A 13,471-nucleotide genomic window follows, 5' to 3' on the forward strand; every position below is an offset into this window, starting at 1 on the left:
GACCGCGCGTAACCATGAGCATGCAGCAAGATACTCCCGTAACCGCAAGCACCTCGCCGGGCTCGACCGTCGATGCCGCCGAGATCGCGAAATTCTCAAAGCTCTCGGTCGAGTGGTGGGATCCCAACGGCAAGATGGCACCGCTGCACCGGATCAACCCGCTGCGGCTCGGGTATATCCGCGATGCCGCCTGCCGCAAGTTCGAGCGCAACGCGCGCAGCCTCAACTGCCTCGGCGGTCTGCGCGTGCTCGACATCGGCTGTGGCGCCGGCCTGCTCTGCGAGCCGTTGTCGCGCCTGGGTGCGCAGGTCATCGGCGTCGATCCGTCGGTCAGCAACATCGCGGCCGCCAAGCTGCATGCCGACAAGGCGCACCTCGCGATCGACTATCGCTGCACCACGGTTGAGGAGATCGACCCGCGCGAGCGCTTCGACATCGTTCTGGCGATGGAGGTGGTCGAGCACGTCGTCGACGTCGGCGTTTTCCTGAAGCGCTGCGCCGCGATGCTGAAGCCGAACGGCCTGATGGTGGTCTCGACGCTGAACAGGAACTGGAAGAGCTTTGCGCTTGCCATCGTCGGCGCTGAATATGTCCTGCGCTGGCTGCCGCGCGGCACCCACGAGTGGAACAAGTTCGTCACCCCCGACGAGCTGACGAAATACCTGCTCGACAACCGCCTGGTCATCACCGAGCAGACCGGCGTCGTCTACAGCCCCTTCGCCGACAAATGGACCCTCTCGTCAGACATGGACGTGAACTACATGGTGGTGGCGGAAGGCATGGTGTGAGGCGTTGCCGCTTCCAAACATTCGGCGTCGTCCTGGCGAAAGCCAGGGTTTAGTTAGGCGAAAACTGATAATTACGAGTCTTCGCCAAACCACTCCCTGGGGTAATGGGTCCTGGATCTGCGCTTCGCTTGTCCAGGACGACACCGAATTCGTCAGGCAAGCATCGCACCCATGACATCCGCGTGATTGACCTGCTTGAGCGCGAGCGGCACGTTGACTCAACGTCCTCTCGCTCCCAGCGCAGTCCCACCCATGTTGACCATCGCCAGCCTCTGGATTCCCTTCACCGTCATTGCCGCGCTCGGCCAGGTCGCGCGCAATGCGATGCAGCGGTCGCTGACGAAGCCGCTGGGGACCTGGGGCGCAACCAATATCCGCTTCCTGTTCGGCTTTCCGTTCTCGCTGCTTTTCCTGGCGGTGGTGCTGGTCGCCACCGGCGATCATCTCGATATGCCGCCCGGTGTGTTCTGGCCGTGGCTCCTGCTCGGCGCGCTCAGCCAGATCGTCGCGACCGGCCTGATGCTGCTCGCCATGAACGACCGCTCCTTCGTGGTGACGACGGCCTATTTGAAAACCGAGGCGATCCAGACCGCCATCTTCGGCTTCGTCTTCCTCGGCGATCATCTGACATGGCTGAAGGTGCTTGCGATCGTGATCGCGACAATCGGCGTCGTCATCACCGCGCTGCGGCCCGGCGGCGAGAAGAGCTTTGCCGAATTGAAGCCGACCATCACCGGCCTCGTCGCGGCCGCGGCCTTCGCGCTCTCTGCGGTCGGCTTCCGCGGCGCCATCATCAACGTGCCTGATGTCTCGTTCGTGACTGCGGCATCGTTCACGCTGGTGCTCGGCCTGTTCGTGCAGACGCTGATCCTGACGGTCTATCTGCTCTGGCGGGCGCCAAAAGTGCTTCAGTCGATCCTGAGGCTTTGGAAGCCATCGCTGCTCGCCGGCTTCATGGGCGCCTTCGCCTCGCAGTTCTGGTTCCTGGCGTTCGCGCTGACGGCCGCCGCCAATGTCCGCACCCTCGCTTTGATCGAGGTGCTGTTCGCGCAAGGCGTGGCGTACTATTCGTTCAAGCAGCCGATCGCGCCGCGCGAGATTATTGGCATCGTGCTGATCGTGGTCGGCGTGGCGGTGTTGGTGGGAGTCTAATTCCGATCTTCCGGCAGCGTCGGCAGCGGCGACACCTCGATGCCTTCGTCGATCAGCGACTTGGCCTCGTCGGGCGAGGCCTCGCCATAGATCGGACGGTGCTCCTTGTCGCCGTAATGCATCGCGCGGGCTTCGGTGGCGAATCGCTCGCCGACATTGTCGGCGTTCTTCACGATGTGATCGCGCAGCTCTTTGAGCTTGGCGCGCAGCTCGCGCTCCTGCGCCATCAGCAGCGAGGTCGGTGCGGATTGCGCAGCTTCGGGCGCGGTCATCGTGGCGGTGGGCTCAGGCGGGGGCGTGGCGCGTCCGCGGCCCTTCTTGCCGACGATGCGCGGCGCCATGATCGCCTTGTCGACCTTGGCCGAGCCGCAAATCGGACAGGTCACGAGCTTGCGCTTCACCTGCTGGTCGTACGCGGCCGAGCTCTGGAACCAACTCTCGAAGTCGTGGCTCCGGTCGCAGCGGAGCGCGTAGCGGATCATGCCGATCCCCGCACCAGGTGCAGATGATCCGGCCCCGCCTTGGGGTCGGCGACGCCGAAGCGGCGGCCGTGCTGGAGTGAGGGTATCGCGCGGCGCGCGGTCTCGACCTTGGCCGGATCGATTTTTGCCATGATGATGCCGGGCTCGACATCGCCTTCGGCGAGGATCTCGCCCCAGGGATCGATGATCAGCGAATGGCCATAAGTCTCGCGCTTGTTCTCGTGCAGGCCTGCCTGTGCCGCGGCGAAGATGAAGCAACCGGTCTCGATCGCGCGCGCACGCAACAGCACGTGCCAATGCGCCTCGCCGGTCTTGCGGGTAAAGGCCGAGGGCACCGTGATGAAGTACGCGCCGCTTTCGGCCAGCGCGCGGTAGAGCGCGGGGAAGCGCACGTCATAACAGATCGTCAGGCCGACGCGGCCCCAGGGCAGGTCGGAGATCACGGCCGTCTCGCCCGGCTGGTAATTGGCGGATTCGCGATAGCTCTCGCCGTCAGGCAGCTCGATATCGAACATGTGGATCTTGTCGTAGCTCGCGAGCACATTGCCCTCGGGCCCGATCAGGAACGAGCGGTTGACCGCTTTCTCGTCCGAAAAGCGCAGCGCCAGCGAGCCGACATGGATGTGGATCTTCAGTTCCGCCGCGAGCGCCCGGTACGCCCTCAGCGAGCTGTCGTCGTCTTGGCTCTGGAGGTGCTCGAACAGGGCCTTGCGGTTGAGCTGCATCATGTTGCTGACTTCGGGCGTCTGCACGTAGTCGGCGCCATTGGCTACAGCCTGGCGGATCAGCCTGGTGGCCTGCGCGAGGCTGGGCTCGGGTATCAGGCCGGTGCGCATCTGCACCATAGCCGCCGTGAAGGTCCTGTTGTCGCTCATGACTCCGCCTTGACGCTTTCGAGCATGCCGTCGAGCTTGCCTTCGCGATCGAGCGCGTAGAGCTCGTCGCAGCCCCCGACATGGGCTCCGCCGATCCAGATCTGAGGGAAGGTCGAGCCCTCGCCGGCGCGATCGTACATCTCCTGGCGCCAGGACGGGTTCTTGGCGATATCGAACTCCGTGAACGTCGCCTTCTTGCGGGTCAGCAGCGACTTGGCGGCGGAACAATAGCCGCAGCCCGGCCTCGTGTAGATCTCGACAGCAGCGGTCATCTTGTCTGGCGCTCTCATGTCATGAATTCATTGAATTATATGGGACTTCACCGGCTCTCGACAACCCGGGCAAACACCAGCACGTCCACTTGCGCCGCTTTGGCCCGGAGCAGGGCCCGCGCACACGCATCCAGCGTCGCGCCCGACGTCAGGACGTCGTCGATGAGGACAATGCGCCGACCCTGGACGTCCGCCTGGCGGTCGGGGGATACCTGGAATGCGCCCTGCACATTGGTGGCGCGCTGGGCCCGCGACAGGCCGATCTGCTGCTCGGTCGCGCGTACCCGGCGCAGCACCTCAGCCTTCGCCTTCACTCCGCTCTGCCGCTCGATGATCCGCGCCAGCGCCCCGGACTGGTTGTAGCGGCGGCGCCACGCCCTTCGCCAATGCAGGGGAACGGGCACCAGCATGTCGGCTTCGGCGAGCAGTTCGCCGCCCGCGCGCGCCATCCAGCGGCCCATGGCGGGCGCCAAATCCGTCCGGTCCTGGTATTTCAGCGCATGCACCAGGGTGCGCGCGACGTCGTCATAACGCACCGCGGCGCGCGCCCGCTGGTAGGCCGGCGGGCTCGCGATCGCCTCCATCGACAGCATGTCGGGCCCGGGATCGTACACAAAGGGAATGCCGAGCCGCGGGCAGTAGGGCCGTTCGATGAACGACAGCCGCGCCCAGCACGCCGCGCACACGCCCTCGCCGTCGACCGGCTCGCGGCAGGACACGCACAGTGTCGGCAGCGCGATGTCGAGTGCAAGCGTTGGCAGATGCGCCATCACACCTCGGCAGGCCTGAAGCGCGCCGCGCAAATGGCTGGAAATGGAGCGTGGTGGTGATGCCTCGGCGTCCATTGGGCAAGGCTAGCGCCGTCCTGCGCCACGCTCAAGTCAATGGGCTGTTCTCGTCCGCGCCCGGCCTACGGCTCTTTCGGCAGCACGGGCCGGAAGAACGATCGCTCATAACGGCGAAAGCAGCGCGTTTGCCTTGCGAACTCGATCGCTTTCTGGACGTCCGGATCTTCGGCGCTGTCCTTCCGATATTGTTCGTACGCCGCGAAGCTCGGGAAGCTGAACATCGCGAGGGCGACGTCGCTGGCGCCTTCCGATGGCAGGAAGTACCCGTGGTGGATGCCGCCGAATCTTGGCACTAGTTCCAGCCACATCCTGCCATAGGCTTCGAATTCGGCGAGCTTGTCCGGGGGGATCTCGTATCGCAGATAACAGGTGATCATCGTTTGACGCTCCGGCGCCGCGGGCCTGGTGCGGATTGCTAGTTTGGAACACGGGGCCGGTGTCGGCTCCATGAGGCAAGGCTAGCGCCGCGCGCAGTGGATTGCCAGAACCAGCATGATCGGCGTAACCAGCGGCATGGCTCAAGACCCGCAAACCCCGCCCGCTTTGTTCGATCGTGCCTTGCTGCGCGCGCGACAGCGCCGCGCGCAGGCGCAAGGTGCCGCGAGCTTCCTGCTGGATCGGGTCGCCGAGGACATCTCCGACCGGCTGGCCGCGGTGATGCGAGAGTTTCACACAGCGGCCGATCTCTGGACGCCCGGCGAGGATCTCGCGGTGCTGCGCGCGCGACTGCCCTCGATCGAGCGCATTGAGCTCGATGCGTCGGGTGCGGAGAAGCTGCCCTTTGTACCGGAGAGCCTCGATCTCGTGGTCTCGGCGCTGGCGCTGCAATTCGCCAACGATCTGCCGGGTGTGCTCGCGCAGATCCGTCGCGCGCTGAGGCCGGACGGGCTGCTGCTGGCGGCGATGATCGGCGGCGACAGCCTGACCGAGCTGCGCCAGGCCTTTGCCGCCGCCGAGGCCGAATGCGAGGGCGGCGTATCGCCGCGAGTCGCACCGTTCGCCGATCTGCGCGACGTTGGCGCGCTGTTGCAGCGGGCGGGGTTTGCGCTGCCGGTCACCGATGTCGACCGCGTCGTGGTGCGCTACGCCAACGCGTTCGCGCTGATGCAGGATATCAGGCGCATGGGCGCCGCCAATGTGCTGATCGAGCGGCGACGCACGCCGAGCCGGCGATCGACGCTGCTGCGGATGGCTGAAATCTACGCGGAACGCTTTGCCGACGCCGACGGCCGCATCCGTGCGACATTCGACATCATCTGGCTTTCCGGCTGGGCGCCGCATGCGAGCCAGCAGCAGCCGCTCAAGCCTGGATCAGCGAAGGCGAGCCTGGCGGAAGCGGTGAAGAAGGCGGGAGGGACGTAAGCTCTCTCCGCCGTCATGGCCGGCATAGCCGTCCGAAGGACGGCGTCGCCTCCGCTCGCCTATGTCCCGGCCATCCACGCCTGTCGGTTCAGCACGAAGATCGTGGATGCCCGGGACAAGCCCGGGCATGACGCCGAGAGTGTGGTGCCCGCTTCGAATTCACATCAACAAATCAATCAAATGCGGGATCAGCGGAATGTCCGCGGGCGGCATGGGATAGTCGCGCAGCTTGTTGGCGCGAACCCAGGCCAGGGCCTGGCCTTCGCGCGGCGTGACCTGTCCCTCCCAGCGCCGGCAAATGAAGAGCGGCATCAGGAGGTGGAAGGTCTCGTAGCCGTAGCTCGCGAACGTCAGCGGCGCCAGACAGGGTTCGGCGACGGTGATGCCGAGCTCCTCGTGGAGTTCGCGGATCAGGCTCTGTTCCGGCCGCTCGCCGGGCTCGCACTTGCCGCCGGGAAATTCCCAAAGGCCGGCCAGCGTCTTGCCCTCGGGGCGCTGCGCGATCAGGACGCGCTTGTCGGCGTCGACCAGCGCGCAAGCCACCACGAGCGTCAGTTTGAGATCAGCCATGCCTGGAATTCCGCTCGCTGAAGGATCATCCGCAACGGTTCGTTAACCCTGTTACGGCCCGTGTTTCCGAGGTCTCCATAAGTCATATTTAATCCACGGTTCCTAGAGTGGAAACGCTGAAACCATTTCGGGCCAGATCCATGCGCGCTGAGTGTCGTACCATCTTCCGTCGGTTCCTTCGCGACCGGCGCGGCAATGTCGCGGTGATCTTCGCAATCTGCTGCGTCCCCCTGATCACGTTCATCGGCACCGCGATCGACTACTCCCGCGCGACGCAGGTCCGGGCCAAGCTTCAGGGCGCGGCTGACGCGGCCAGCGTCGGTGCGCTCGCCAAGGCATCGCCGGGGTTTGCCGCCGCGGGCTCGATGACCACGGACGGCACGATCACGGCCGGCGTCGACGACGCCCAGAAAATCTTCGATGCCAATCGCGCCAACCTGACCGGCTATACGCTCGACAGCGTCACCCCGACCGTCGTCAAGACCGGCTCGACCATCAACTCGACCGTCTCTTTCACCGCCACCATCAACACCATGTTTCTCGGCCTGATCGGCAAGACCACACTGACCATGAGCGGCACGTCGTCGTCGACGGCCAATATGCCGCTCTATGTCGACTTCTATCTCCTGCTGGACAATTCTCCGTCGATGGGCGTCGCAGCGACACCGACCGACATAACGAAATTGCAGGGAAAGACGGGTGGATGTGCATTCGCGTGTCACGACACCACCAAGGCCGCCGGCACAAGCAACTACGACATCGCCAAAGCAAACGGCATCACGACCCGAATTGACGTGGTGCGCCAGGCGAGCGCGAACCTGATGGACACAGCCCAGAACACGCAGACCTATTCGAACCAGTTCAGAATGGCGATCTACGATTTCGGCGCTTCGTCAGCGACGATCGGATTGAGAAATCTGTTCGCGCTGTCGTCGAGCCTGAGCTCCGCCAAGACTGCGGCGGGAAACATCGACCTGATGGCGGTCGCCGGTCAGAATGACTCGTATACTAAAGACAAAGATACTCCCTTCACCACGATTTTTCCCGCGATCAATAGCGCAATCGCCTCGCCGGGAGCCGGCACATCCGCGTCACCGCTGAAATATCTGTTTTTTGTATCCGATGGGGTCGCTGACGAAACCAACTCAGGCACGACGATGTGTAGTGTCTCGTCTTCTTCGTATCCTCTCGCGTCATCGAATCGCTGTCAGTCGCCGATCAATCCGGCGCTCTGCACGGCCATCAAGGACCGCGGTATCAAGATCGCGGTGCTGTACACGACGTATCAACCACCTACCGACACCTGGTACACCACCTGGATCTCGCCCTTTAACCCCGGGCCGTGGGGGCCGTCTCCGAACAGCAAGATCGCGCAGAACATGCAGAGCTGCGCTTCGCCGGGATTCTATTTCGAGGTCAGCCCCACCCAGGGCATTTCGGAAGCGATGAACGCGCTGTTCAAGAAGGCACTCGCGGATGCGCGGATCTCGGGGTGATTTTGATCACCCCGCCCGCTTGCGGGTCAAGCGGACTCACCGCGAGTCCGGCTACGACCTGTAATCCCCGTTGATCGCGACATACTCCTTGGTGAGGTCGCAGGTCAGTACGCGGTCGCGGCCCTTGCCGAGGCCGAGCGAGACCTTGATCGCGATCTCCGGCGCCTTCATCGCTTCCGACACCTGCGCCTCGTCATAGGACGGATCTCGCGCGCCGCTCTTGGCGACGCGGATGCCGTTGAAGGAGATCGAGAGCTTGTCGCGGTCAGCCGGCTCGCCGGCCTTGCCGACCGCCATCACCACGCGGCCCCAATTGGCGTCCTCGCCGGCGATTGCGGTCTTCACCAGCGGCGAGTTCGCGATCGACATCGCGATCTTGCGCGCCGAGGCCTTGGTCTTGGCGCCCTCGACGGTGATCTCGACCAGCTTGCGCGCGCCTTCGCCGTCGCGGGCCACTTGCTCGGAAAGATTGGCGAGCACCTGGTTGAAGGCCTTGACGAAGGCTTTCAGGCGCGGGTCGGTGGCGCGACTGATCTTCGGCGCGCCGTGTTCCGCAGCAGCACCGGTGGCAAAGGCCAGCAGCGTGTCCGAGGTCGAGGTGTCGCCGTCGATCGTGACCGCGTTGAAGGTGTCCTCGACGCCGCTTTTGAGCAGCGCCTGCAGCGCGGCAGGCGCGATCGGTGCGTCGGTGAAGATGAAGGACAGCATCGTCGCCATATCGGGCGCGATCATGCCGGCACCCTTGGCCATGCCGTTGATGGTGACCTTGGCTTTGCCGAGCTTCACGGTCGCGGTCGCGACCTTCGGGAAGGTGTCGGTGGTCATGATCGCCTTGGCGGCGGCGAGATAATCGCCGGCCTCGGCGGTTTCCGCGAGCCTCCCGAGCACGCCGTCGAACTTGGTCGCATCCAGCGGCTCGCCGATCACGCCGGTCGAGGCCAGGAAGATCTCACCCTCGGTGCATCCGACGGCCTTGGCCGCGATCTTCGCGGTCAGTGCCGTGGAGCTGCGGCCGGTCTTGCCGGTGAAGGCATTGGCGTTGCCGGAATTGACCACCAACGCGCGGGCCTTGCCGCCTTTCAGCTTGGCGCGGCACCATTCCACCGGCGCGGAGGGACATTTCGACTTGGTGAAGACGCCTGCGACCGCGGTGCCCTTGTCCATCACCGCCAGCAGCACGTCGGTGCGGTTCTTGTAGCGAATGCCGGCTTCGGCCGTCGCGAGACGGACCCCCGCGATCACGGGCATGTCGGGAACGTGTTTCGGGGCGAGGGGGGAAACGGAGGAGGACATCGGGGCGCCTTGGTGGGATCTGGACATGCAGATGCCCGGCGCGGGGGCCGGGCATCACAAAGGCTTAGATACTCTTCACGTCACCGAAGTGACAGCGAATTCTTACTTCTTCGCCGGGGGCGCCATCTTGCTGTCGGACGGCTTGGCGTCAGCCGGCTTGGCCGCATCGGCCGGCTTGGCGTCCTTTGCCGCATCCGCCGGCTGGTCCAGCCGCTCGACCTTGGCTTCCGCGCGCAGCTTGGCGACGTAATCGGCCTGGGCCTTGCGGGTGACATACTGCTCGATCTGCGCCTTGACCTGCTCGAAGTCCGGCGCCTTGCGGCTGCGCTTTTCCTCGACCTTGATGACGTGCCAGCCGAACTGCGACTTCACGGGGTCGGAGATCTTGCCCGGCTCGAGCGCGAAGGCGACCGCCGAGAATTCCGGCACCATCTGCTCCTTGGTGAAGAAGCCGAGGTCGCCGCCGTCGGCCGAGCCCGGATCCTTGGACTTCTTCTTGGCGAGTTCGGCGAAATCGGCGCCCTTGTCGAGTTCGGCCTTCACCGCCTTGGCCTCGTCCTCGGTCTCGACCAGGATGTGGCGGGCGTGCACTTCCTGCTCGCCGGTGATCTGCTTGGAGGCCTCCTCATAGACCTTCTTCATGGCATCCGGGGTGGTGGCGGCCTTGCCCTCGCCGGCGAGCAGGCTGTCCATCAGCAGGCGGTTGCGGGCGAACGCGAGCCGCTTCTTGAACTCCTCGCCCTCGGCGAGCTTCTTGTCCTCGGCGGCCTTGCCGACGATCTTCATGTCGATCAGGAAGGACAGGACGTTCTCGTCCTTGGTCGCCGGGTCCATCTGGGCGAGGCTCGGCCCGAGTTCCTCTTCGGCCATGGCGACGTCGCTCTTCTTGATTTCCGCGCCATTGACCTTCGCCAGCACCGGATCGTCGGCAGCCCGGCCGGGACCCGCGATCAGCGCCAGCGCAAGGCAGCCCACGAGGGCGGTGGCGAGGCCGAAGCGCAGGCCGGTTCTGGTTACCGGGAACGAGGTGGTCATGGAAAATCCTTTTGTTGAAGCAGGGGGCTGCTCGAGCGGGGCGGACACTCGCCCAATTCAGGGGGCCTTGGCAACGCGAAAAGTCTGTCAAAATGATGAATTAGCCGCAATGCACCCGCCGTTGACAAGGCCCTGACCGGGCCATATCTCTGCCCGGTCGCGTCCATGCGATGGCGTTTATTTTGCTGCGTTTTTGGCCGTTGAACCCAGACTTGCCCAACTCCCACCCATATGGCGGATGGACCCCCCGCAGACGGGGCTCTGGCGCCCAGCAGGCGTCACGGTGAGTTGATAGGCAGGCGGGTGACAACCTCTTGGCTGCAACGCGAACGCGGTTGAATCGCGAACACAGGAACTAAGCATGATCGGCGCGCTCGCCCGCAAGTTTTTCGGCTCCGCCAACGACCGGCGGGTGAAGGGATATCAGTCCCGCGTCAACGCGATCAACGCGCTGGAGCCCGAGGTCTCGAAACTCTCCGACGAGGCCCTCAAGGCCCGCACCGTCGAGTTCAGGAAGCAGCTCGCCGAGGGCAAGACCCTTGACGACCTGCTGGTCCCCGCTTTCGCCACGGTCCGTGAAGCCGCCAAGCGGACGCTCGGCCAGCGCCATTTCGATGTCCAGCTGATCGGCGGCATGGTGCTGCACGAGGGCGACATCGCCGAGATGAAGACCGGCGAAGGCAAGACCCTGGTCGCAACGCTCGCGGTCTACCTCAACGCGCTCGCCGGCAAGGGCGTCCACGTCGTCACCGTCAACGACTACCTCGCCCGCCGCGACTCCGCCTGGATGGGCCAGATCTACGGCTTCCTCGGCCTGACCACCGGCGTGATCGTGCACGGCCTCGACGATTCCGAGCGCAAGATGGCCTATGCCTGTGACATCACCTACGGCACCAACAACGAATACGGCTTCGACTATCTGCGCGACAACATGAAGTACCGGCTCGAGGACATGGTCCAGCGGCCGCACTTCTACGCCATCGTCGACGAAGTCGACTCCATCCTGATCGACGAAGCGCGCACGCCGCTGATCATCTCCGGCCCGCTCGACGACCGCTCCGACTTCTACAACACCATCGACGGCTTCCTGCCCAAGCTCGACAAGTCCGACTACGACGTCGACGAGAAGCAGCGTACGGTGACGCTGACCGAAGCCGGCATGGAGAAGATCGAGACGCTGCTGCGCGATGCCGGCCAGCTCAAGGGTGAATCGCTCTACGACGTCGAGAACGTTTCCGTCGTGCACCACATCAATCAGGCGCTGCGCGCCCACACGCTGTTCACGCGCGACAAGGACTACATCGTCCGCGACGACGAGGTCGTCATCATCGACGAGTTCACCGGTCGCATGATGCAGGGCCGCCGCTATTCGGAAGGCCTGCATCAGGCCCTGGAAGCCAAGGAGCACGTGCAGGTCCAGCCGGAAAACCAGACGCTGGCCTCGATCACCTTCCAGAACTATTTCCGGATGTACGAAAAGCTCGCGGGCATGACCGGCACGGCGCTGACCGAAGCCGACGAATTGTTCGACATCTACAAGCTCGAGGTCGTGGAGATCCCGACCAATTTGCCGGTCGCCCGTCTCGACGAAGACGACGAGGTCTATCGCACCCAGAACGAGAAATACGCCGCGATTCTGGCCGAGATCGAGCGCGCCAATGCGCGGCTGCAGCCGGTGCTGGTCGGCACCGCCTCGATCGAAAAATCGGAAGTGATCGCCGAATATCTCAAGAAGCACGGCTATCGGCAGATCGATTTCGGTAACGAAAATTCGATGCAGAAGCTGTACGCGGCGGCCCGCGCCGGCAAACCGGCAAAGCTGTTCGCGGTGCTCAACGCGCGCTTCCACGAGCAGGAAGCCTACATCGTCGCGGAAGCCGGCGTCCCCGGCGCGATCACGATCGCGACCAACATGGCCGGCCGCGGCACCGACATCAAGCTCGGCGGCTCGCTGGAAATGCGCATCCAGCAGGAGGCCGCTTCGATCGAGGACGAAGCCGAGAAGGCCTTGAAGATCGAGCAGATCAAGGCCGACATCGAGCACTTCCGCGACATCGTGCTGAAGGCCGAGGAAGAGGTCGAGATCGAGCCCGCGAAGGGTTCGAAGCCCGCCAAGACCGTGAAGAAGCCCGGCGGCCTCTACATCATGGGCTCCGAGCGCCACGAATCCCGCCGCATCGACAACCAGCTCCGCGGCCGCTCCGGCCGTCAGGGCGATCCCGGCCGCTCGAAATTCTTCCTGTCGCTGGAAGACGATCTGATGCGCATCTTCGGCTCGGATCGCCTCGACAGCATGTTGCAGCGTCTCGGCCTGCAGGAGGGCGAGGCCATCATCCATCCCTGGATCAACAAGGCGCTCGAAAAGGCGCAGCAGAAGGTCGAGGCGCGCAACTTCGATATCCGCAAGAATTTGCTCAAGTTCGACAACGTCCAGAACGACCAGCGCAAGGTGATCTTCGACCAGCGCGTCGACCTGATGAAGGACGACAGCGTCGCCGAGACCGTCGCCGACATGCGCCACGCCTTCATCGACGACCTCGTCGCCAAGCACGTGCCCGAGCATGCCTATGCCGAGCAGTGGGACGTCGCGGGCCTGAAGGAAGAGCTCAAGCGCGTGCTCGATCTCGACCTGCCGGTCGAGGACTGGGCCAAGGAAGAGGGCATCGCCGACGAGGAGCTGCTCACGCGCATCGAGACCCGCGCCGACGAGCACATGGCCGCAAAGGTCGCGCAATGGGGTCCCGACGTGATGCGTTACGTCGAGAAGACCATCCTGCTGCAGACGCTCGACCATCTCTGGCGCGAGCATCTGATCATGCTCGACCATCTGCGCCAGGTCATCGGCCTGCGCGGCTACGGCCAGCGCGATCCGCTGCAGGAGTACAAGACCGAGGCGTTCAACCTCTTCCAGGAGATGAGCGCGCATCTGCGCGAGGCCGTCACGGCGCAGCTGATGCGGGTCGAGATCGTGCCGCCGGAGCAGGAAGCCCCGGTGCTGCCGCCGATGGAAGCGCACAAGTTCGACCCGAACACCGGCGAGGACGAAATGGCGCTCGCGAGCGTCACGCTCGGAGCGCAGGCCACCGACGCGGCGTTGCGCGATCCCAAGAACCCGGCAAGCTGGGGCAAGATCGGCCGCAACGAGGATTGCCCCTGCGGCTCAGGCAAGAAGTACAAGCACTGCCACGGGCGGTACGCTTAGCGATCAGGTGTGAGGTGCGACGTCGGCGCCTCACATTCCACTGTCGTCGCCCGGTTTAGCCGGGCGACCCAGTACGCCACGGCTTCTCGGTTCAAT

Annotated in this window: 13 protein-coding genes; 5 read left to right on the forward strand and 8 right to left on the reverse strand. The window is 64.4% G+C overall.

What is annotated here, in order from left to right; genetic code table 11:
- Positions 1-14 precede the first annotated feature (14 nt).
- Together ubiG and ACFQX9_RS26620 are read left to right on the forward strand one after the other, a co-directional pair.
- Positions 15-788, forward strand: a complete 774-nt coding sequence (gene ubiG / locus ACFQX9_RS26615; protein ID WP_204512796.1) for a bifunctional 2-polyprenyl-6-hydroxyphenol methylase/3-demethylubiquinol 3-O-methyltransferase UbiG — start codon at positions 15-17, stop codon at positions 786-788.
- A gap of 252 nt (positions 789-1,040) precedes the next feature.
- Entirely contained in the window at positions 1,041-1,940 is a 900-nt protein-coding gene (locus ACFQX9_RS26620) for an EamA family transporter (protein ID WP_018452899.1), read from the forward strand.
- On the opposite strand, the gene ACFQX9_RS26625 is transcribed toward ACFQX9_RS26620, so the two are convergent.
- From ACFQX9_RS26625 to ACFQX9_RS26645, 5 genes are all read right to left on the reverse strand, one after another.
- Positions 1,937-2,422, reverse strand: a complete 486-nt coding sequence (locus ACFQX9_RS26625; RefSeq protein WP_018452900.1) for a DUF1178 family protein — start codon at positions 2,420-2,422, stop codon at positions 1,937-1,939. The genes ACFQX9_RS26620 and ACFQX9_RS26625 overlap by 4 nt on opposite strands.
- On the reverse strand, positions 2,419-3,297 hold the full coding sequence (locus ACFQX9_RS26630; protein WP_377791067.1) for a carbon-nitrogen hydrolase family protein: 879 nt from the start codon (positions 3,295-3,297) through the stop codon (positions 2,419-2,421). The genes ACFQX9_RS26625 and ACFQX9_RS26630 overlap by 4 nt, the downstream gene beginning before the upstream one ends.
- Positions 3,294-3,569, reverse strand: coding sequence for a glutaredoxin 3 (grxC, locus tag ACFQX9_RS26635; RefSeq protein ID WP_018452902.1), 276 nt, complete (start codon positions 3,567-3,569; stop codon positions 3,294-3,296). Before grxC ends, ACFQX9_RS26630 begins: the two co-directional genes overlap by 4 nt.
- A 47-nt stretch (positions 3,570-3,616) precedes the next feature.
- Positions 3,617-4,414, reverse strand: coding sequence for a ComF family protein (locus tag ACFQX9_RS26640; protein WP_377791068.1), 798 nt, complete (start codon positions 4,412-4,414; stop codon positions 3,617-3,619).
- Between the two features lie 65 nt (positions 4,415-4,479).
- Positions 4,480-4,794 carry an NIPSNAP family protein gene (locus tag ACFQX9_RS26645; protein ID WP_007599187.1) on the reverse strand — a complete coding sequence of 105 codons (315 nt, stop codon included), beginning with the start codon at positions 4,792-4,794 and terminating at the stop codon, positions 4,480-4,482.
- A gap of 115 nt (positions 4,795-4,909) precedes the next feature.
- Here ACFQX9_RS26645 and ACFQX9_RS26650 point away from each other — a divergent pair, with 115 nt between their 5' ends.
- On the forward strand, positions 4,910-5,779 hold the full coding sequence (locus ACFQX9_RS26650; RefSeq protein ID WP_377791069.1) for a methyltransferase domain-containing protein: 870 nt from the start codon (positions 4,910-4,912) through the stop codon (positions 5,777-5,779).
- 159 nt (positions 5,780-5,938) lie between these two features.
- On the opposite strand, the gene ACFQX9_RS26655 is transcribed toward ACFQX9_RS26650, so the two are convergent.
- Positions 5,939-6,349, reverse strand: a complete 411-nt coding sequence (locus tag ACFQX9_RS26655) for a (deoxy)nucleoside triphosphate pyrophosphohydrolase (protein WP_085348366.1) — start codon at positions 6,347-6,349, stop codon at positions 5,939-5,941.
- A 140-nt stretch (positions 6,350-6,489) separates the two neighbouring features.
- Between ACFQX9_RS26655 and ACFQX9_RS26660 the strand changes: the two genes are divergently transcribed.
- A complete protein-coding gene (locus ACFQX9_RS26660) occupies positions 6,490-7,845 on the forward strand; it encodes a TadE/TadG family type IV pilus assembly protein (protein WP_085357815.1) in 1,356 nt (451 codons plus the stop codon).
- 51 nt (positions 7,846-7,896) lie between these two features.
- Here the strand turns inward: ACFQX9_RS26660 and argJ are convergent, their stop codons facing one another.
- The gene (argJ, locus tag ACFQX9_RS26665) at positions 7,897-9,138 is read right to left on the reverse strand and encodes a bifunctional glutamate N-acetyltransferase/amino-acid acetyltransferase ArgJ (RefSeq protein ID WP_377791070.1); all 1,242 of its coding nucleotides are present in this window, start codon (positions 9,136-9,138) and stop codon (positions 7,897-7,899) included.
- Positions 9,139-9,240: 102 nt separating this feature from the next.
- Positions 9,241-10,173 (reverse strand): peptidylprolyl isomerase, encoded by a 933-nt coding sequence (locus ACFQX9_RS26670; RefSeq protein ID WP_018452911.1) that lies wholly within the window; start codon positions 10,171-10,173, stop codon positions 9,241-9,243.
- A 361-nt stretch (positions 10,174-10,534) separates the two neighbouring features.
- On the opposite strand from ACFQX9_RS26670, the gene secA reads away from it, so the two are divergent.
- Positions 10,535-13,375 (forward strand): preprotein translocase subunit SecA, encoded by a 2,841-nt coding sequence (gene secA, locus ACFQX9_RS26675; RefSeq protein ID WP_085394759.1) that lies wholly within the window; start codon positions 10,535-10,537, stop codon positions 13,373-13,375.
- The last annotated feature ends 96 nt before the right edge of the window (positions 13,376-13,471 follow it).

This window comes from Bradyrhizobium sp. GCM10028915 (assembly GCF_042666195.1).
Taxonomy (GTDB): domain Bacteria; phylum Pseudomonadota; class Alphaproteobacteria; order Rhizobiales; family Xanthobacteraceae; genus Bradyrhizobium; species Bradyrhizobium canariense_D.